Origin of the sequence: Streptomyces sp. NPDC059957, assembly GCF_042730015.1 — a bacterium.
Taxonomy (GTDB): domain Bacteria; phylum Actinomycetota; class Actinomycetes; order Streptomycetales; family Streptomycetaceae; genus Streptomyces.
The window spans coordinates 26,088-44,911 of sequence record NZ_JBHWMB010000006.1; the positions used below are offsets into that span (position 1 = coordinate 26,088).

Consider the following 18,824-nt stretch of genomic DNA (forward strand, 5'->3'; position numbering starts at 1 on the left):
TTGCGTTTGGTGGGTATTCGCCTCTCCCTGGCCCCCCGCACCTCCCCCCTCCCCCCGGGCCGGGGCCGGGATCAGGCCCCGGTGCCGCCGCCGCCCGGGACCAGCGACGCGGCGGAGATGATCTCGTCGATGAGGCCGTAGGCCTTGGCCTCTTCCGCCGTGTACCAGCGGTCGCGGTCGCCGTCGCGGATGATCGTCTCCACGGTCTGGCCGGAGTGGTGCGCGGTGATCTCAGCCATGCGCTGCTTCGTGCGCAGCAGGTACTGGGCCTGGATCTTGATGTCCGAGGCGGTGCCACCGATGCCGGCGGAGCCCTGGTGCATCAGGATGTCGGTGTTCGGGAGCGCGAAGCGCTTGCCCGGCGTACCGCCGGTGAGCAGGAACTGGCCCATGGAGGCCGCCATGCCCATACCGATGGTGACCACGTCATTCGGGATGTACTGCATGGTGTCGTAGACCGCCATGCCGGCCGTCACCGAGCCACCGGGGCTGTTGATGTACAGGTAGATGTCCTTCTCCGGCTCGGCGGCCAGGAGCAGGAGCTGCGCAGTGATCTTGTTGGCGATGTCATCGTCGACCTGCTGGCCGAGGAAGATGATGCGCTCGCCGAGCAGCCGGTTGTAGACATGGTCGCCGAGGCCGCCACCGATGGACGGCTCACCCGCGGCGTAAGGCTTCAGATTCGTCACGTATCCACCTGCTCGTCTCCGACGGCCATGTGCCGTCTCAGCGTCTCGTTCTGGGGCGCGGACCTGCCGTGCGGACGATGTCCACCGGCGTCGGGTACTCCCGTGCCCTCGTATTCATGGACCCTAACGCGCAGCTACGACAACGCCATCCCGCTTCCCGAACTGTTCGCTCGGAGCGCAAGGTCAGAGGCCCCTCACGGAGGGTCCCGGAGAGGGTCTCGGGAGGGTCTCCCGGAGCGCGTCCCACGGGAAGGCCGAAGGGCCCGGACGCGATGGCGTACGGGCCCTCCGGGCCGTGCTCTGGTGCTGCTCAGTGGGGGTGACCCCGGGTGTTACTTGGCTTCGTCGGCCGCGATCTCGCCGTCGGCCTCGACGACGTTCTCGACGGTCTCGGCAGCCTGCTCGACCGCGTTCTCGTCGTCCTCGTCGTCGGAGAGGTCCACGACCTCACCGTTGGTGTCGGTGACCTTGGCGGCCTCGACGACGGCCGCGAGGGCCTTGCCGCGGGCGACCTCGCCGACGAGCATCGGCACCTGGCCACCCTCGACGACGGCCTGGGCGAACTGGTCGGGGGACATGCCGGAGGAGGCGGCGCGACGCATGAGGTGCTCGGTGAGCTCCTCCTGGTTCACGTTCAGCTTCTCCTTGTTGACCAGCTCGTCGAGGACGAACTGGGTCTTGATGCCCTTGATCGCCTGCTCGGCGGTCTCGGCGTCGAACTCCTCGACCGTCTTGCCCTGGATCTCCAGGTACTTCTCGATGGTGAGGCCCATCTGGCCGAGCTGGTGGTGCTCGAGGTTGTGCTTGCGGGTCTGGACCTCGTCCGCGAGGAGCTTCTCGGGGATCGGGACCTCGACGAGCTCCAGCAGCTTCTCCAGGACGCGCTCCTGGGCCTGCGTGGCCTGGTCGTACTGCTTCATGTTCTCGAGGCGCTTGCGGCTGTCGGCCTTCAGCTCCTCGATGGTGTCGAACTCGCTGGCCAGGCCGGCGAACTCGTCGTCCAGCTCCGGCAGCTCACGGGCCTGGACCTTGGTGACCTTGACGGTGACCTCGGCGTCCTTGCCCTCGGCGGAGCCGCCCTTCAGCTGGGAGGTGAAGGTGGCCTCGCCACCGGCCTCCAGGCCCTTGACGGCCTCGTCGATGCCTTCGAGAAGCTCGCCCGAGCCGATGGTGTAGGAGACGTCCTGGGCGACACCGTCCTCCAGCACCTCGCCGTCGACCTTGGCCTCGAGGTCGATGGTGACGACGTCGCCGTCCTCCGCCGCGCGCTCGACGTCCTTGGTGGTCGCGAAACGGCCGCGCAGCTGCTCGACCGACTTCTCGACGTCCTCGTCCGAGACCTCGACGGCGTCCACGGTGACCTCGATGCCGGAGTAGTCCGGGATCTCGATCGCGGGACGGATGTCGACCTCGGCGGTGAAGGCCAGCAGCTCGCCGTCCTTCAGCTCCGTGATGTCGACATCGGGCTGGCCCAGCGGGTTCAGGTCGGCCTCGTTGACGGCCTCGGTGTAGAACTTCGGGAGGGCGTCGTTGACGGCCTCCTCCAGCACCGCACCGCGGCCGAAGCGCTGGTCGATGACGCGGGCCGGGATCTTGCCCTTGCGGAAGCCCTTCACCGTGACCTGCTGGTTGATCTTCTTGTAGGCCGCGTCGAGGCTGTCCTTGAGCTCCTCGAAGGGCACCTCAACAGTGAGCCGAACCCGAGTCGGGTTCAGGGTCTCCACGGCGCTCTTCACGGTTCGGTCTCCTTGTGGCTGACTGCTGGGGGTCTCTGCTCATCGCCGCGGTCTAGCGGTTCTCAGCGGATCGGGCCCGGTACATCAGACACACGGGCACGCAGCTTGCATAGTAGCCGCAAGCGGCAATCAGCCCACAACGCGATCATCGACGCGGTCTCGCAGAGGGGGATCGCGCGATCCTCCTGCTGGTCGGGGTGGCCGGATTCGAACCGACGACCTTCCGCTCCCAAAGCGGACGCGCTACCAAGCTGCGCCACACCCCGTCGGTGCGACACGTAGGGTACATGCCCGAAGACCCTCCGCCGTGCGGAGTTTCGGCGAATGGCCCGCCCGGGACCCGCCGCGGCCACACGCGGGCGCGAAATGCTGTGTGCGATCCCCCGCCGGGACCCGCTAGGATGCTGTTCGTGCCGCGGTCCCCGGACCTGCGTCGCACGTACTGCGGGTGTAGCTCAATGGTAGAGCACTAGTCTTCCAAACTAGCTACGCGGGTTCGATTCCCGTCACCCGCTCAGAGACGCAAAGGGCCAGGTCAGAGGATGTTTCCTCGACCTGGCCCTTCGTCGTTCCCGGGGCTGCGATCAGCTCCGCGTGCCCCCTGCGTGCCCCTTCCGGTGTGGATCTTTCTTCGTGCCCTTGGCGGCTTCCTTCCGACCCTTCGTGACGAGCCCGCTCAGCGCGTCGGCGATCAGGCGGTCCCGGTCGGCACTGGCGTGCTGATAGATGAGCGCGGCGCGGGCGGTGCTGTGGCCCATGCGCGTCATCAACTCTCGGGTGCTTGCGCCCGTTGACGCGGCGAGCGTGTTGCCCGTGGGCCGGAGATCGTGGAAGTGCAGCCCTTTCACTCCCGCTTCCCGACACGCCTTGTGCCAGAGCCGGTTGAAGTGATTCCGGAGTGGGATGGCCCCTTTGGCCCCGACGAAGACACACCCATCGGCGCCGGCCTCCGCGTACCGCTTCGGGTGCTCGTGGAGATCCGCGAGGATCACGCCGGGGATGGAGACCGTCCTCTTGCCCGCGGCACTCTTCGGCGCCTTGATCTCCCGCTGTCCGTTGCTCAGTTCGGCGACAGCCCGCCGGACACGCACGGTGCGGTGCTCCAGGTCTATGTCCCGCCGGTGGAGCCCAATCAGCTCGCCCCAGCGCAGACCAAGAAATCCAGCCATCAGCACGAGCGCTCGATAGCGCGGCTGGACCGCTTCGGCTAGCGCGTAGACCTCCTTGACCGTGGCAGTCGGCCGCTCCGGGGTGTGCACGGTGCTGGCGCCCTTGACCTGGCAGGGGTTCCGCCGGATCAACTCGTCGGAGACGGCCGTTCCCAGGATGGCGCGGAGCAGGGCGTAAGCCTTGGCCACGGTGGTGGGGCCGGTGCCGGCGGCGAGCTTGTCGGCACGCCAGCTCCGTACGAGGGGCGGCGAGATCTCCCCAAGGTTGACGGCTCCGAGGACGGGCTCCAGGTGGTGCTTGAAGAGCGAAGAGTAGAGCTGTCTGGTGGTGCTGGTCAGCTCGCGCTCTTTGATCCAGGCGACGGCGTACGGGCCGAAGGCGACCTTCCCAGCGTCGGGATCGCGCCAGTCGCCGCGCCGCATCTCGGTCTGCTTGTCGGCGAGCCAGTCGTCCGCGTCTTTCTTGGTACGGAAGGTCTCGGGCGCGGGACGGAGCTGTCCATCCGGGCCGAGGTACCTAGCCTGATACCGACCGGAGGGCAGCTTGCGGACCCGGCCGAACGGGCGGCGCTTCCCGGCCATCAGGCAGCCACCCCCAGACGGCTGCGACGTGGCTCGACGGTGTGGGCGTCGATGTAGGCCCGGACTGCGCTCTCAGGGATACGGACGTGCCGTCCCACCTTCACGTAGGTGATCCGCCGTTCCTCGATGAGCCGCCGGGGGAACCGCACGGTGGTGCCGAGCAGTTCGGCGACCTGGACGACGCTGAGGTAGCGCTCATTCATGCTGCTCTCCTTGCAGGGCTTCGCGGGCGGTCTGGCGGTTGACCTGGATGTCCCGGGCGATGGTGGCGGCGAGCACCGACTCCCCCGGCCTGTGTCCGTGTCCGGCGTACTGCCATGAGGCGAGGACGAGCACGGTGTCCGGCTCGACGTCTTCCAGGCCGCGGGCTTCCCGGTCCTGCGCGGCGCGGTAGTCAGCGCGGGTCCGACGGAGGGCGCCGAGGGTGGTGGAGTACTGCCTCGACTTGGTGGAGAAGTGGCCGCGGAAGCCGAGCATGTGCGACCAGGCGGCGAGGCGACGGTCCGGGTAGAGCGCGTCGAGGTCGAGGCAGGCGCCGATCAGGCGGGCGGTGTGCTCAGGCACGTCGAGGAGGACGAGGGCCTCGCGGTTGCCAATCCGGCGGTCGAGGGTGGTGTTCTCGGCAGCCTTGGTCGCGTACTTGGCCACGTACGAGGCGACCGCCTGTTCGGTGATGTCGGAGCCGTCTCCGAAGGCCTTGATCGGGCGTACGTCGAGCTGGGTTCCCCACCTGAAGGTGCGGGCGGGTTGGTCAGCAGCCTCTGGGACGGTGATCGAGGTGTACGCGTGGGCTACGGCGGCCCGGATCGAGCGGTCGAGGAGCTCCGTGGTGGCCCAGGCCGGCGGAGAGGTGAGCGGGCCTGCGGGTCCGTCAATCCGGATCACGGCGTGGAAGTGGATGGCGCCACGCTTCTGGAACTCGGCGACCTTGCCGTAGGAGATCCGGGCTTCCTCCTTCAGCTCGCGTTGGGTGAGGCCGGCGGAGGCGGCGATCTCGCGGCGCAGGCGGGTAGTGAAGCGTTGCCAGAGCTGTCCCGCGTGGTTGTTGAAGAGGGAGAGCTGCAGCACAACTAATGCGCCCGCGCCCACTGTCCCAGGCGCCGGCGCACCCAACCTCTGACGCAAGCCCCAGCGGAGCACACCAAGCCGCCAGGGAACAGCATGTGGTTACCAAGGTCCGAAACCGTCAGCCGCTCAAAGACATGCCTCCGGCAGGGGCACTCAGGCTCCGGGATGACCTCGCCCAGCCGTGAAGGTGCGGTCCGGTTTGTGGAGGGGGGGGAAGCTGTCATCCCGTCTGCCGTCGACCCAGGCAAGCCATAGCAGACCAGGCTTCTGGGGCCCAGGTCGTTCGTCCAGCAGGGCGCTCCACCTGGGCCCCAGAAGCCTGCCCCGCTATCACTCCGTGTGGGTCGACGGCAGACGGGATGACAGCAAGTCGGACCGTATGGCTGGCGCCAAGCGCACTCCGCAGCTCCGAAATCAACTCAGAGGCGAACACTTCGGCACATCAGTTCGAGGAAGGCGTCCTGGAACTGTGGCCGCTTCTCGCGGCTCACTCGTCGAGCGATGCAGGCGCTACATAGTTGGCCCGAGGACGATCCTCGTTCCCATGTTCGTCGACTTCGAAAACAACATGCACCCCGACGGGGTTAATCGGATCCCATTTCACATCATGGCCATCTTGCACAACCGATCCCGGAAAGAATACGTCGCTCGGGTAGTCCGGGTGCGAAATGAAGCCATAGGTTCCACGCCAGGCCTTTACGATCCCTTGCGGAGACCCCTGAGTAGCACCGTCTGGTCGGGGCCTGGCCACATGCACAAGACTCTCACAGAGGTTAGCAACCTCCTGACTGATCCCCGTCAATCGATAAAGTCGACCAACCCTCCCGGGAAAGTGGCGCCACGCCGCACAGCGCTCAAAAAGCACAGAATGCCGCTTGACACCCTTCAAGAGCCGAAGGGCATCACCTTCGAAAATCGGAGGAAAGGTCCCGAGTTCACCAACCGCGCGCAGGAATGCGTTTGCGCTTTCCAGAATCATCTCGGCAAGTCGCTGATCCCACGCCCCCGAATCCAGCTCTTTGATACCTTGCGAAAACCCTGCAGATGCCTTGTGTGCAGATTCAATCGGTCGCCGATCATCCTCGAGCAGTGATTCAGACCACCGACGCCAAGAATCGACCAGACTGGTAATAATGATCAGGCGCAGCCTTCCCCGGCCAGTCATGTTGTCAAGCGCCCACTCCAGGTGGATCTGAGACTCTTCATAGTTTCGCGCCCACAGGTTGATTTTACCCAGAAGCTGTGCAGTGTCAGCAGTCTGCAGGTAGTCGTGGGCAGCAGCGGCTAGGGGAAGGGCTGCATCTACGTCGTGACCACGACCGCCGAGATGGCCAGCGAAGTAATACGAGATAATAGCCCGGCCGGCCTCGTCGGCCTTCCTCAGGGCAGATCGATAAAGCGAGGTGGCCTGATCGATTTGATCATTTTGGGAGAGGATGAAAGCTTCAACGCGATCCACCTCCCAAAACTCTGGATTCAATGCCCGCGCCCGATCCAGGTAACTTTGAGCACGGTCGATTGACACACGTGATTGCGCCAGCGCAAGCCTGAGTAGATGCGCTGTGGGCTCATCGTGCGAGGACCGCACCCGGACGGCGCCGGGAGAGAATTGACGCTTACTCGCTTCGGCGCGGCGCTGCTCCTCCGAGCGCTTAAATTCCTGCTCCCGCAACAAGGTTCTGCTTATGTCAGCCTTCGGCGGCGGCGAGACCCTGCGCAAGAAATGTTGTGCAGCCTCCGTAATCTGAACCCGCGAGACCAGCTGATCCTCAGGGTCGGGCTTTTGACTCACAAGGGAGCCTGCGCTGAGCTCCTTGACCGCTAGATTTAGGTCATCAATCGGCGAATCTGTTAGGACCGCCAACTCATCGAACGTCGAGGATCGGTCGAGAGCAAAAAGGACGGAGAGGATTGCTTTCGGCGTTTCACTCAGAGCGTCAAATACCGACCTCACACAGAAATCGATTAGTTCGTCCTGGCCAGACAAGGTGGGGTGCGGCTCTCGCCCCGATTCAACAGAAAGGACATACCATCGAATAGCAAGGGGGCTAAACCGAAGTCGAGTTATGATCTCCTCGACAGTCTCCGGCTTCAGGGAGGCCAGAAATCCTGCCCTTCCACCTCGGACTCTAGCAAAGGACCTGAAGAGTGTTTGAGCGTCCTTCTTCTCAAGCGGAGGGAGGGGAATCCGACGCTCAATCTGACCTACGCCAATCCTGCTCGTCATAAGATAAGTCACGTTATCAGGGAGCGTTTCATAGAGCGTTACAATCTCACTACCACTAACCGTTTCCAGGTTATCGATGATGAGCAACGTCTCGATTCCTTCAAGGGCTTCCGCGAGCTCTTGCGCCCCACCTTTGAAATCGTCGGCAAGCACCTTCCCCAAAGTGTGGGTGGCTCCAGTGATATCGCGTACAGCCCCGGCAATCGCCACCACGCCGTTGGCCGTCAATCGCTCCGTCTTAAGGGAAGTCCACAGGATACACTCATAGGGAGAATCTGGATTATCCAGCAACGAATAAGCCACATCAGAGGCCAATGCCGTCTTCCCGATTCCGCCTTCACCCGTGATGGTGATCATCGGCTCTCGCCGGCGTAGCAGGTGTTTGACAATATCGCCACACGCCTGCGACCTACCGATAAGACCGGTATCGTCATAGTCGAACGGTGGAAGATTATGGAGAACGCGATCCGAGTACCGTCGGTTTGAGCCGTTGAAGGCGGGCTCCCAGCCCGGCTCTGCGCCCAATCTATCCAGCGTATCGCGCATCGTGGGCCAGAATCGGCTTTTGAACTCCCAGCAGACGCTTACAGCCTTTTCGGCATCCCCAGCCTGAAGGGGGCGTCCGTGCATGACGCGATTGCGAATCGGGACGAGCGTGTCCATCCTGGGCGTACCATGACGCAATTCTCTTGCAAGTTCCACAGGTAGCGCTTCACGGTGCCGATTAAGGATGTCGTACGCCTCACGCATATCCAAGTACTCGACAATCGAAAGATCGTCATCACTCGCATCCACGCGGCGGCGATCCTCTGCGCGATCGTAGCTATCACCCAGAGCCTCGACCTCGCTCATGTGATCAAGGATGAATCGCAAGATCGTCCGACGTACATCAGATTCGAACGAGTCCACTAGTACGTAGAGTCGTGCTCGTGTCATGCGAGTGTGAAGCAAGCTGCCCCCTCCAGAACCTGGCAGCTTCAGCGTAGGTGAAGGGAGGTGCCGTGTCTGGAAAACCGTGCAGGTGCGCACAGACCTTCGAGTGTCTTAGGCAGGGCCGCACGGCGCTGCATGCATCTGAGCCGCTCTAGCGCATGAGGTGCACCGGGCCTCCGGAGCCGTTGCCAGTCGCTTCCGCACCTGAGCGGCGAAGCCCTCAGAGCCTTTCTGGGGGCTTCGCCGCTCAGGTGCGGTGATGCAAACCGCGGCCTGCCGGCGTGTGCAGGACTTCACCATGTTCTCTGGGGCTGGAAGGGACTGGTCACGGTAGGCGGTGGCCGCGGCTGGTTGCTACGCGGACCACGTCCCTCAAGGCGCTGGTTAGGTCCGTTGCCAAACAGCGGAGTTCGTCCGGGGCTGCATGCTCGTCCGATAGGACTTCGAGGGCGCGGTCCAGGAGTTCCGAGCCCAAGCCGAGTTGCGCCGCTTCGGTGTTGTCGGCGAGGCGGGACAGGTGGCCGGCGTTGTCGTCAGCGCTCAGGAAGCAGGGTTTGCCGTCGGGGCCCGACCACGGCAGGAGTCGCAGTTCGTTGTGGGGTGTCATTGTTCCGCCCTCCTGGCTTCGGCCGTGTGGTGCTTGGTGAAGACAGCGTCGACGCGGTCGCCGGGAAGTGCCAGAAGGGCCGCCTCGACTACGCGGCCGGTGGTGTCGGTTGCCACGCGTGTGATCGACAGGATGGCCAGGGTCGGGCTGATGCGAAGGGTTGTCGCTTCGGATGGAGTTGGGAGGCGGGTGCTTACTGTTTCCCGGACCACGGACAGTGGTGGGCGCTGGTCTGGCACTCGTGCCGTTAGCAGTCCTTCCTGGACGCTGGCCGGCGCCAGGTCTCGGGGGACGTAGATGCGGGCCAGGCTGTGCGGTGTCTTCCCCTCGTGACTGAGGCAGAGGAACTCCGTCAGGGGACTGCGGGGCGAGACCTTGAGGAGGGCGGTCAGATGGCCGTGCGCTCGGAGGTTGGTGGCGCGGACCGTGGTGTGGAGCGCCTCCTCGGCCGGGGCCGGTGCGCTCGGCGTGTGTCCGCCGCCGATGTACGTGGCCCTGCGGAGTGGGTGGCGAACGAAGTTGGCGCTGCCGTGGATCTTCTCTACTAGGCCTTCGGCCTGGAGGAGGGCAAGGGCGTTCCGGAGGGTGGGTGTGCTGACTGCGTAGTGGGCGGCCAGGCGGGCTTCGGAGGGGAGGCGTTCGCCGGCCTTCAAGCGACCCTTCGAGATCTGGTTCCGGAGGTCGTCTGCGATGGCGTGGCGGCGGGACGGTGGGGGTTGGGTCACCAGTTCCTCCGCATCCGGAGGGCGATGAAGCGGGTTCGGGTGTGCATGGTCAGGAGTTCGCCCGACTCGAAGCAGAGTCGCTTCGCCCTGGCGGGGAGTTGGATCAGGTCGATGACGCGGCACGGTTGGCCACCGATCTGGATTACGTCGCCGCGTTGGACGGTGGTCGAGGTGATCTCGACGTTTGTGGCGAGGGCGCCGCTTGGGGTCCATCCGCTCACTGGGTCACCTGCCGCGGTTCGGGCCGGTCGTTTGGGGTGTGGCAGGGGCAGTCGCAAGCCTCGTAGATCACGGGGACGCCTACCGGAGCCGTGGCGGGGGACGACTGCGCGCATTCGTGGTGGGTGCCGATCGTGCACGAGCTCGACCGGTAGGGGGTGGGGTCCGTGGCGGGCGGTAATGCCGGCCGGAGGGGGCGCCCACTGGTGCGGGCGGTTGTGGGGACCATACGGTTCAACATGCTGATCAGCTCCTACTGCTGTCGGCCAGGTCCCCGGACGTCGCCCGTCGTGGGGACCGCTTTGCGTACGGCGGCCCATAGCGCGCGGCCGGTCAAGCTGCTGGCTAGGAGCCCGAATCTGTCGGCCTCCGCCACCACTTCCAGGACCGCCCGCCATGCGGAGGCGGGCAGCGGCTGTTGATTCCGAAACGGGCACCGAGGGCCTCCGTCGCCGAGTGAGCACGTTGAGTGAAGCTAGTTAACTAAATTAGAGCTAGTGGACTAGATTTTCTACATGCCTGAGCAGCCGCCTTATCTCCGTATCGCCGACGTACTGCGGCAGCGGATCGCGGAGCATGACTGGAACGTTGGGGACCGGCTCCCCTCGCGGACGCAGATCGCCGAGGAGTGTGGCGTTGGCGAGAACGTCGTTCGTCGGGCGCAGGAGCTCTTGATCTCCCAGGGAGTGCTGGAGGGGCGCGCGGGCTCGGGTACGTATGTCGCGGAGCCGCGGCAGCGCGTGCGGGTCGTTCGGTCGTCGGCTCGTGAGCAGCCGGGTGGGTCTCCGTTCCGTGCGGACATGCAGGCCTTGGGTAGGCAGGGGAACTGGGAGAGTCGGACCGAGGCGAAGGTTCCCGCGCCGGTCGAGATCGCCGCGCGTCTCGGGATCCCGGGTGGGGAGCTGTGCGTGCGCACCGTGTACGAGTTCCTTGCCGATGGCAGGCCTGTGCAACTGTCGACGAGTTGGGAGCCGTACGCGCTCACCGCCGGCACGCTCGTTGTCCTGCCCGAGGGTGGGCCGCACGCCGGCGTTGGTGTTGTGAACCGGATGGCCGTCATTGGGATCACGGTCAGCCACGCCGTGGAGCAGCCGGAGCCGCGGCAGGCGACCGCCGAGGAGGCGTCGCTTCTCGGGATCCAGAAGGCTGCACTGGTGACTCACATCCGGCGGACGTACTACAGCGACCTAGGGCAGCCCGTGGAGACCGCGGACATCGTCATCCCTGCCGCACTGTGCGAGATCGTCTACAAGATCCCTGTCGGTCGCTAGCCCGACCCAGCACCATCCCGAGCACCTGGCGAGCACGAGAGAGGGCAACCCGCTGTGGACGCGGAGCGAAAGGCCCGGATAGCCGACCTGGTCGTGACGGCGCAGCCAGTCTGGGAGGAGAGCCGCGACGGTGGGGTTCTACAGGTTTTCCTGAAGGAGATCGGCTGTCACGGCGTGGACGCGGTCATGGTGACCAGTCAGGTGGTCGGGTGCAGCCTCGGCGAGGCTAAGACGATGTTCATCACCGCCGCCTGCCGGGCCGCCGAGCTCGCCTTCCACAATGCGTTCATGGAAGGCTTTGAGCGGTCTCAGGGCGACCTCTAGCCCCGCCGGTCGGCGTCCTGCCCGTCGGGCCACCAGGCACCCGTTCAGGCCGCCAGCCACGCTGCTGGCTTCCGTGAGGAACAGTGCCCTGACGACCCAGCGGAGAGTGGCAAACCTTAGATCTCCGGGCTACTCGCGCCTTAGGGTCCGGCTGGGAGGCCAAATGGCAGGCAAGAACGACTGGTGGAACCACCCACGTTGGATCCTGGTGCTCTTGACACCGGTGCTGATCTTCGTGATCAGAGAGGAAGACCCGGTCATGCGTGGCTTCCTGGCCGTCGCAATCCTCATGTGGGCGGCTCGCTACGGCCGCGAGTCGGTGAAGTGGCAGGCAAACAGAAGCCAGGCGCAGCCGGCACCACAGCCGCAGCCGCCGCGGTCCGAGAGGGATCTGTAGCGGAGCGGCCCTCGTGCCAGGCTTCGGAGCCGTGTCTCCTGCGTGTCTGATGGCGGAGCGATGCGCGGGGAGTCGCGGGGAATGACGGTGTGGGTGCTGGGGAGCTGCTGGTCAGCGTCTTGGCCGGTCGGGGCAGGGGTGGGTACGCGATCTTCCAAACTAGCTACGCGGGTTCGATTCCCGTCACCCGCTCAGAGACACAAAGGGCCAGGTCAGAGGACATTTCCTCGACCTGGCCCTTCGTCGTTCCCGGGGGGCGCGGCGCGGGCGGCGCTGTGGCCGTCCTCGTCGTCAACTCCCGTGTGCCGGCAGTCGTCGACGCGGCGAGCGTGTTGCCCGCCCGCGCCGCCCCGGGGGGCTTGGACCCTGACGGCATGATGTCCTCCGTGCCGAACAGCGCAGACCTGCATCCTGACCGGATACCGGGATACGACGGCGGACCCCTCACACACGGGGTGGGGTTCCTGGAGGAGCCCCTGTTCTGGCTTGGGCACCTCTGCTCCGTCCATTCCGAGGAAGCCGCGGAACTGCTCTTCGGCGCCGATTACGACGCGGCGGGCGAGTTCCAGCGGCAGTTGTGGGAGCAGGCCAAGTGGCCGGCGTTCACCATCCCCCTTGCCGGTGATCACCGTCTCCACGTCGTCTATCGCACCCTCACGGGCGAGGCCGGCACCGACTACCTGCTCCACCACCCCGACTGGGAGAAGGCCGAGCACCTCGCCCAGGACGACGGGCATTTCATGGGGCCGGGCCTGTCCTGGCCCGAGCTGGTGGCCGCCGCGGACAACGCACTGCCCGGCGGGAGCACCACCGACCCGGACGCTCGGCTGCTCCTCCTGCTTCCCGCGCTGGGGGACGACGAGCTACCCGACGATGCGGTGGGCCGCCTGGCGGCCGCGCTGCGTGCCTGTACGGGCGTGGAGGATCCCGAGGCCCTCGGAACCGTTCTCCTGGACGGTCAGGGGGCAACGGGCCCCGCATGCTGGACGACAGACGGCCGCGGTTGTGCCGTCAACGACGGCGCTTACTCCTTCCGCAACCCCGCCAACCACTTTGCGCTGCCGGCCGATCGACTGTCACGGGTGGCCGCCGCGCTCGCCCCTTGATCCGTGTACGCCCTGGCGGGACTCTCTCCAGACGGCTCAGGGCCAGGTCAGAGGGTGTTGCCTCGGATCTGGCCCTGGTGTGTCTACCGGGAGACGCCGGTCAGAGTTTGATGCCTGCGATGGTGTCCGCGAGGGAGTTCAGGAAGCGGTTCACGTCCGGGGCGATGGAGCTGGACGCGAGGAAGAAGCCGAAGAGGACCGCGACGATCGCGGGGCCGGCCTTGAGGTGGCCTCCGCGGACGAGCACCACGAGGATGATCGCCAACAGGACTACCACTGACAGCGAAATGGCCACTTCTGATCACACCTTCGGTCGTCCCCTGGTCGGCCCGGGGCGCGGCCGTGCGCACCCCCACATGGTCCATCCTCCCACCAACACGCCCCGGCTATCCGTCTCGTGACGAAGAGACGGTGACGCTTTTGCGTCAGGGGGTGGTGAGGCCGAGGAGGGAGCGGACGTATGCGTACTTTCCGGACAGCCTGTCGCGGGTGGCGGCGTCGAGGACCGCGAGGCGGGCGGGGTCCGCGTTGTGGGCCAGGTCGGCTTCCTTGACCAGGAGGGCGCCCGGGGTGGCGAGGATGCGGGCCGTGTACGCCTCGACCGGTTCGCCGGGGCGTTTGGTGACGGCCAGGACCATGTCCTTGACGGGCTGCGGGAGTTCGGCCGATTCCAGCCAGGCCGGGGTGAGGGCCTCGTCCTCGATCGCGTCGTGGAGCCAGGCCGCAGCCTGCTGTTCGGCGGTGCCGCCGCGGGCGCGGACGCCCTCGGCGACGGCGGCGAGGTGTTCCGCGTACGGCCGGCCGGCCTTGTCGGTCTGGCCCTCGTGCGCGGTGCGGGCGAGGGCCTCGACCTCGATGAGGGTGAGTGGGCCGTGCATCATCCGAGCTCCTTCGCCGCCGTGTGGAGGGCCTGCGCGATCCGGCGTACGTCTGCTTGTGTGGTGCGCCAGTTGGAGAACGCCGCGCGCAGGGCGGGGGTTCCCGCGTAGGTCGTGGGGGTGACGAACACCTCGGGGCCCGCCGCTTCGCGCAGGGCCGTGAGGCGGTCCGGGGTGGGGGCTTCGGCGAGGGTGAAGCAGACGACGTTCAGGCGGACGGGCGCGAGGACCGTGAAGTACGGGTCCTGGGTGAGGAATTCTCCGAGGGAGAGGGCGCAGGCGATGTCCCGTTCCACGATCTCGCGGTGGCCCTCGCGGCCGTAGGCGCGCAGCGTGAACCAGGCGGCGAGGGCGCGCAGCCGGTGGGAGTTCTCCGGGGTGAGGTGCACCAGGTCGGGGTCCTCGGACAGGGGGCCGAGGTAGGTGGCGGCGTTCTGGAAGACGCGGGCCTGGAGGTCGCGGCGGCGGGTGAACTGGACGGCGCTGTCGTAGGGGACGTTGAGCCACTTGTGCAGGTCGACGCAGATCGAGTCCGAGGCGTCGAGGCCGGCGGCGAGGTGGGCGTGGGCCGGAGAGAGCGCGGCGAACGCGCCGAAGGCGGCGTCCGTGTGCAGCCAGAAGTCGTGGCGTTCGCGGAGTGCGGCGATGGCGCGGAGGTCGTCGAAGTCCACGGTGTTGACGGTGCCGGCGTTGGCGACGACCACGGCGGGCCGGCCGGGCGCGTCCGCGAGGGCGCGGTCCAGGGCGGCCGGGTCGACGGCCTCACGGCCGGGCAGGGTCGGTACGGGGACCAGGGCGGCGCGGCCGAGTCCGAGGACGGAGAGGGCCTTGGCGATGGAGGAGTGCGGGGCGCCCGAGAGGACGCGGACCGGGCCGAGCGCGGCCGCGCCGTCCTCGGCCGGGGAGACGCCGAGGCGTTCACCGAGCCATTCGCGGGCGATGGCCAGGCCGGTGGTGTTGGACATGGTGGCGCCGCTGACGAAGGTGCCGGTGTGGGCGGCGGAGAGGTGGAAGAGCTCGCGGAGCCAGGTGATGGTTTCGCGTTCGAGGTCCTGGCCGCCGCCGTCCAGGGAGGAGTTGGAGTTCTGGTCGTGGGCCGCGGTGAGCCAATCGCCCGCGAGGGCGGCGGGGGTGGCTCCACCGGTGACGAAGCCGAGGTAGCGGGGGCCGGTGGAGGCCGACAGGCGCGGTGCCCAGCGCTCCGCGAAGGCCGCGAGGGCGGCCTCGGTGCCGGTGCCGTGTTCGGGGAGCGGCGGGGTCGGCGGTGCCGCTGCCGCTCCTGGTACGACGGGGCGCGCGTCCACTGCTGCGAGGGTCGCGGCGGCGGCGTCGCGGGTGGCGTCGAGGAGTTCGGGGAGGCGGGCCAGGTCGGTGGCGAGTGTGCGGTCCATGGGGGCACGGTAGGGGCCGCCGGGCCCCGGCGGACCGGCCAATCGGGGGTGAGTGGCCCGGGGGGGTGGCCCTGGGGTGGGTGGCCCTGGGGTGGGTGGCCCTGGGGTGGGTGGCCCTGGGGTGGGTGGCCCCGCCCTTCCACCGTTCCCTGGGGCTCCGCCCCAGACCCCGCGCCTCGAACGCCGGCGAGGCTGGGTTCGGCCGATGTTGGCGGCGGCGCGCCCCGAGGCGGATTCTGCGCGCGCTGGTCGGCGTGCGGCACGTCAGGTTCGGCCGGGGCGCAGGGTTCGGCGGGCCGGGAGGGTCGTGGCGGCCAGGGTCAGGGTGATGGCGGCTGCTGCGAAGGAGGCGTAGACGAGGGGCGGGATGTACGGGGCCGAGCCCGTCATCGCCTTCGTCAGGGGGGTCAGGGTGGCCAGGGCTATCGCCGAGCCGAGGGCGATGCCCGTGCCGCTGACCAGGAGGGCTTCCCAGCACAGCATCCGCAGGATCTGGCGGCGGGTGGAGCCGATCAGGTGGAGGAGCTGCAGTTCGCGGCGGCGGTCCAGGACCGTCATGACCAGGGTGTTGGCGGCGGCGACGGCCGCGAAGCCGCCGAGGACGGCCGCCATGGTGGTGTTGGCCCAGGCGTTGAGCTGCCGGTCCGCGCTCTGCTCGGAGGTCCAGGCCGCGGGCGACAGCACGGGGCCGAGGCCTTCGGGGACCGGGCCGCTGAACAGGAGTTCCGTGGGGCGGCCGGCTGTGGTGTGGCCGGCCAGGTCGGTGGCGGGGAGGGTGACCTCGCCGAGGCCGAGGCCGCGGGTGTAGACGGCCACGATCTCGGGGGCGGCACGGGTGCCGTCGGGCAGGCGCAGGTCGATGCGGTCGCCGGTCCCGGTGTGGGTGGCTTCGGCGAGGGTGCGGTCGACGGCGACCGTGCCGGGGGCGAGGCGCGCGAGGTCCCCCGTACGGACTCCCAGGTCTTGGACCTTGGTGAGGTCCCCGGTGACGCCCTGCGCGGAGGCGGTGTGGAAGGTCCGGTCGCCGCCGGAGCCGACGACGGTGAGGACGGAGGTACGGGTGAGGGCGACGGCCCCGGCCGCGACGGCCCGGTCGATGGCCGCCCCGTCGACCGCCGGGCGGTCCGTGCCGCTGTGGGGATCCGTCCCGCCGAGGGGCACGACGTGGTCGGCGAGCAGTCCGGCCTCCTGCTGCTGCCGGACGGCCCGGTCCTCGCTGGTGTGGAGGAAGACCAGGGTGGAGGAGAAGGCCATGGCGAGCACGATCGGGGTGATGGCGGAGGCGAGACGGCGGGCCTGGGTACGGGAGTTGGCGGCGGCCAGCTCGCCGGGTGCGCCGGCCGCGCGCAGCGGGAGGCCGAGGAGGGCTGCGCAGGCGCGGGCGATCAGCGGGCCGAGCAGGGCGACGGCGAGCATGAAGAGCATGACGACGCCGAGTGCGGCGTTGGCGGCGTCCGGGCCGCTGCTGGTGGCGGCCAGGGTCGCGCAGGCCGTGCCGCCGGCCAGGGCGGCGAGGCCGAGCGGGGTGCGGATCCACCCGGGCCGCAGCCTTTCCACGGCGGCCGCGGCGAGGGCCTGGCCGGGGCGGATGCGGGCGGGGCGGCGGGATGCGGCCCAGCCGGCGATCAGGGCGGCGGCCAGTGCCAGGCCGACCGCGCTGACCAGGGGGATCCAGGAGACGACGAGGTCGACTTCGGCGGGGACTGCGCCCTTCGCCTTGAGCTGCCCGAACCACCAGGCCGCGAGCGCGATGCCGGGTACGCAGCCCAGCGCGCCCGCGACCGGAGCCACGAGCAGGGCTTCGGTGGCGACCGTGCGGCGGATCTGGCGCGGGGTGGCTCCGACGGCGCGCAGCAGGGCGAACTCGCGGGAGCGCTGCCCGAGGGAGAGGGCGACGGTGCCCGCGGCGGTGAAGACGGCGACGAGCGTGGCGATCCCGCCGAAGGAACCACCGAGGCCGGTCAGCACCTCCTGGGCCCCCGCGAGCCGCCCGTCGAGGGCGCGGGCGTCTCCGGTCAGTACCTGGGCGCCGCCGTCGACGGCGGCACGGGCCCGCGCCGCGTCGGCCCCGAACAGCACGATGGCGTCGAGGGCGTCGGGGTGTCCCGACAGGGTGCGGGCCTCGGTGTCGGCGAACCAGGCTCCGGGCCGGTCGGCGCGCCCGACGACGCGGAACTCGCGGAGCCCGGCGGGGGTGTCGAGCCTGACCCGGTCCGGGCCGTCGGCCCCGCCCAGGACCACTTCGCCCGGGGCGGCCGGGGCGCGGCCCGCGCGGAGCTCCGCAGGGCTGAAGGCGGTGGAGCCCCAGCCGGAGGCGTCGAGCGTGCGGCCCGCTCCGTCCCGTACGGGGAACATCACGTCGGGCACCGCCCGCCCCAGCGGGGCCAGCCGCTCCAGTAGCGCGGCGTCCACCCGCGCCCGGTCCGGGAGCGAGGCGGTGACCTCGTAGGCGCCGTCGCCGCGGCCCATCTGCAGGCGGGCCTGCTGATCGGCGGCGACGACGACGGGGGCTGCGGCGTACCGCGTCGGCGGGGTGCTCGCACGGGCACCGGTCTCCAGCAGGATCCCGCAGGCGGAGACGATGGCGACGGCCAGGAACAGCGCGACGAAGGTGCCGGCGAAGGCGGCGGGCCGGAACCGGAGCACGGCGCGGGCCAGGCCGTTGGAACGGGGCAGGAGCCGCGGCATCAGGCGGCCGCCCCGGCGTAACGGGACGCGGCGGGCGCGGATCCGGGTGCGGGTGTCGGTGCGGACGCCGATGCGGATGCGCGCGCGGTCAGAGCCGTCATGCGGGAGGCGATCGTGGCGGCGGAACTGCGCGGGAGGCGGTCGGCGATGAGGCCGTCGGCGAGGAAGAGCACCTGGTCGGCGTGGGCGGCTGCGGCCGGGTCGTGGGTGACCATGACGACGGTGGCGCCGAGGGTGTCCACGGCGCTGCGGAGCAGGCCGAGCACCTCGGTGGCGGTGGTGGTGTCGAGGGCGCCGGTGGGCTCGTCGGCGAAGACCACGTCGGGCCGGGTGACCAGGGCGCGGGCGATGGCCACGCGCTGCTGCTGGCCGCCGGAGAGTTCGGCGGGGCGGCGTCGGCCCTTGCCCTCCAGGCCGACGCGGGCGAGCAGGTCTGCTGCGCGGGCCCGGCCCTGCGCCGCGGTGCGGCCGCGGCCGCCGGCCAGGCGCATGGGGAGCAGGACGTTCTGCTCGACGGTGAGGGAGGGGAGGAGGTTGAAGGCCTGGAAGACGAAGCCGAGGCGGCTGCGGCGGAGTTCGGTGAGCTCGTTCTCGTTCATGCCGGTGATCTCGGTACCGCCCAGGCGGACGGAGCCCTCGGTGGGGAGGTCCAGGCCGGCGGCGCACTGCAGGAAGGTGGACTTTCCGGAGCCGGAGGGGCCCATCACCGCGGTGAAGCTGCCGCGGGGGAGGCTGAGGTCGATGCCGCGCAGGGCGTGTACGGCGGTGGCGCCGCGGCCGTACTGGCGGCGGACGGAGCGGAGCTCCACCGCGG

Annotated in this window: 16 protein-coding genes, 2 tRNA genes and 1 pseudogene; 5 read left to right on the forward strand and 14 right to left on the reverse strand. The window is 68.5% G+C overall.

Annotated features, from left to right (window positions below; genetic code table 11):
• Positions 1-71: 71 nt before the first annotated feature.
• The 3 genes from ACFWBW_RS05980 to ACFWBW_RS05990 form a co-directional block, all read right to left on the reverse strand.
• Positions 72-689: an ATP-dependent Clp protease proteolytic subunit gene (locus ACFWBW_RS05980; protein ID WP_250739480.1), complete on the reverse strand. Its 618-nt coding sequence runs from the start codon at positions 687-689 to the stop codon at positions 72-74.
• Between the two features lie 332 nt (positions 690-1,021).
• On the reverse strand, positions 1,022-2,425 hold the full coding sequence (gene tig / locus ACFWBW_RS05985; RefSeq protein WP_385368795.1) for a trigger factor: 1,404 nt from the start codon (positions 2,423-2,425) through the stop codon (positions 1,022-1,024).
• Positions 2,426-2,614: 189 nt separating this feature from the next.
• Positions 2,615-2,691, reverse strand: a tRNA-Pro gene (locus tag ACFWBW_RS05990).
• 178 nt (positions 2,692-2,869) lie between these two features.
• Between ACFWBW_RS05990 and ACFWBW_RS05995 the strand changes: the two genes are divergently transcribed.
• Positions 2,870-2,940: transfer RNA gene (locus tag ACFWBW_RS05995), tRNA-Gly, on the forward strand.
• Between the two features lie 69 nt (positions 2,941-3,009).
• Here the strand turns inward: ACFWBW_RS05995 and ACFWBW_RS06000 are convergent.
• From ACFWBW_RS06000 to ACFWBW_RS06025, 6 genes and pseudogenes are all read right to left on the reverse strand, one after another.
• Positions 3,010-4,176, reverse strand: coding sequence for a tyrosine-type recombinase/integrase (locus ACFWBW_RS06000; RefSeq protein WP_385368797.1), 1,167 nt, complete (start codon positions 4,174-4,176; stop codon positions 3,010-3,012).
• Positions 4,176-4,379, reverse strand: a complete 204-nt coding sequence (locus ACFWBW_RS06005; RefSeq protein WP_385368799.1) for an excisionase family DNA-binding protein — start codon at positions 4,377-4,379, stop codon at positions 4,176-4,178. Before ACFWBW_RS06005 ends, ACFWBW_RS06000 begins: the two co-directional genes overlap by 1 nt.
• Positions 4,372-5,319: pseudogene (locus tag ACFWBW_RS06010) on the reverse strand (replication initiator); the annotation flags it as partial. The gene ACFWBW_RS06005 and the pseudogene ACFWBW_RS06010, both read right to left, overlap by 8 nt.
• Positions 5,320-5,731: 412 nt before the next feature.
• A complete protein-coding gene (locus tag ACFWBW_RS06015) occupies positions 5,732-8,323 on the reverse strand; it encodes an NB-ARC domain-containing protein (RefSeq protein ID WP_385368800.1) in 2,592 nt (863 codons plus the stop codon).
• Positions 8,324-8,729: 406 nt separating this feature from the next.
• Complete coding sequence (locus tag ACFWBW_RS06020) at positions 8,730-9,011, reverse strand: hypothetical protein (protein ID WP_385368802.1); 282 nt, start codon at positions 9,009-9,011, stop codon at positions 8,730-8,732.
• Positions 9,008-9,736 carry a GntR family transcriptional regulator gene (locus ACFWBW_RS06025; RefSeq protein WP_385368804.1) on the reverse strand — a complete coding sequence of 243 codons (729 nt, stop codon included), beginning with the start codon at positions 9,734-9,736 and terminating at the stop codon, positions 9,008-9,010. Before ACFWBW_RS06025 ends, ACFWBW_RS06020 begins: the two co-directional genes overlap by 4 nt.
• Before the next feature lie 734 nt (positions 9,737-10,470).
• Between ACFWBW_RS06025 and ACFWBW_RS06030 the strand changes: the two genes are divergently transcribed.
• From ACFWBW_RS06030 to ACFWBW_RS06045, 4 genes are all read left to right on the forward strand, one after another.
• Positions 10,471-11,226 carry a GntR family transcriptional regulator gene (locus tag ACFWBW_RS06030; protein ID WP_385368806.1) on the forward strand — a complete coding sequence of 252 codons (756 nt, stop codon included), beginning with the start codon at positions 10,471-10,473 and terminating at the stop codon, positions 11,224-11,226.
• Between the two features lie 54 nt (positions 11,227-11,280).
• The gene (locus tag ACFWBW_RS06035; protein ID WP_385368808.1) at positions 11,281-11,550 is read left to right on the forward strand and encodes a hypothetical protein; all 270 of its coding nucleotides are present in this window, start codon (positions 11,281-11,283) and stop codon (positions 11,548-11,550) included.
• A 163-nt stretch (positions 11,551-11,713) separates the two neighbouring features.
• Positions 11,714-11,947: a hypothetical protein gene (locus ACFWBW_RS06040; RefSeq protein ID WP_385368810.1), complete on the forward strand. Its 234-nt coding sequence runs from the start codon at positions 11,714-11,716 to the stop codon at positions 11,945-11,947.
• A gap of 386 nt (positions 11,948-12,333) precedes the next feature.
• Positions 12,334-13,053 carry a hypothetical protein gene (locus ACFWBW_RS06045; RefSeq protein ID WP_385368812.1) on the forward strand — a complete coding sequence of 240 codons (720 nt, stop codon included), beginning with the start codon at positions 12,334-12,336 and terminating at the stop codon, positions 13,051-13,053.
• Positions 13,054-13,153: 100 nt separating this feature from the next.
• On the opposite strand, the gene ACFWBW_RS06050 is transcribed toward ACFWBW_RS06045, so the two are convergent.
• The 5 genes from ACFWBW_RS06050 to ACFWBW_RS06070 form a co-directional block, all read right to left on the reverse strand.
• Positions 13,154-13,348, reverse strand: a complete 195-nt coding sequence (locus tag ACFWBW_RS06050; RefSeq protein ID WP_250739483.1) for a hypothetical protein — start codon at positions 13,346-13,348, stop codon at positions 13,154-13,156.
• 130 nt (positions 13,349-13,478) lie between these two features.
• On the reverse strand, positions 13,479-13,931 hold the full coding sequence (locus tag ACFWBW_RS06055) for an HD domain-containing protein (protein ID WP_385369049.1): 453 nt from the start codon (positions 13,929-13,931) through the stop codon (positions 13,479-13,481).
• Positions 13,931-15,322, reverse strand: coding sequence for a pyridoxal phosphate-dependent decarboxylase family protein (locus ACFWBW_RS06060; RefSeq protein WP_385368814.1), 1,392 nt, complete (start codon positions 15,320-15,322; stop codon positions 13,931-13,933). The genes ACFWBW_RS06055 and ACFWBW_RS06060 overlap by 1 nt, the downstream gene beginning before the upstream one ends.
• A gap of 264 nt (positions 15,323-15,586) precedes the next feature.
• Complete coding sequence (locus tag ACFWBW_RS06065; protein ID WP_385368816.1) at positions 15,587-18,010, reverse strand: FtsX-like permease family protein; 2,424 nt, start codon at positions 18,008-18,010, stop codon at positions 15,587-15,589.
• A complete protein-coding gene (locus ACFWBW_RS06070; protein ID WP_385368818.1) occupies positions 18,010-18,819 on the reverse strand; it encodes an ABC transporter ATP-binding protein in 810 nt (269 codons plus the stop codon). The genes ACFWBW_RS06065 and ACFWBW_RS06070 overlap by 1 nt, the downstream gene beginning before the upstream one ends.
• Positions 18,820-18,824 lie beyond the last annotated feature (5 nt).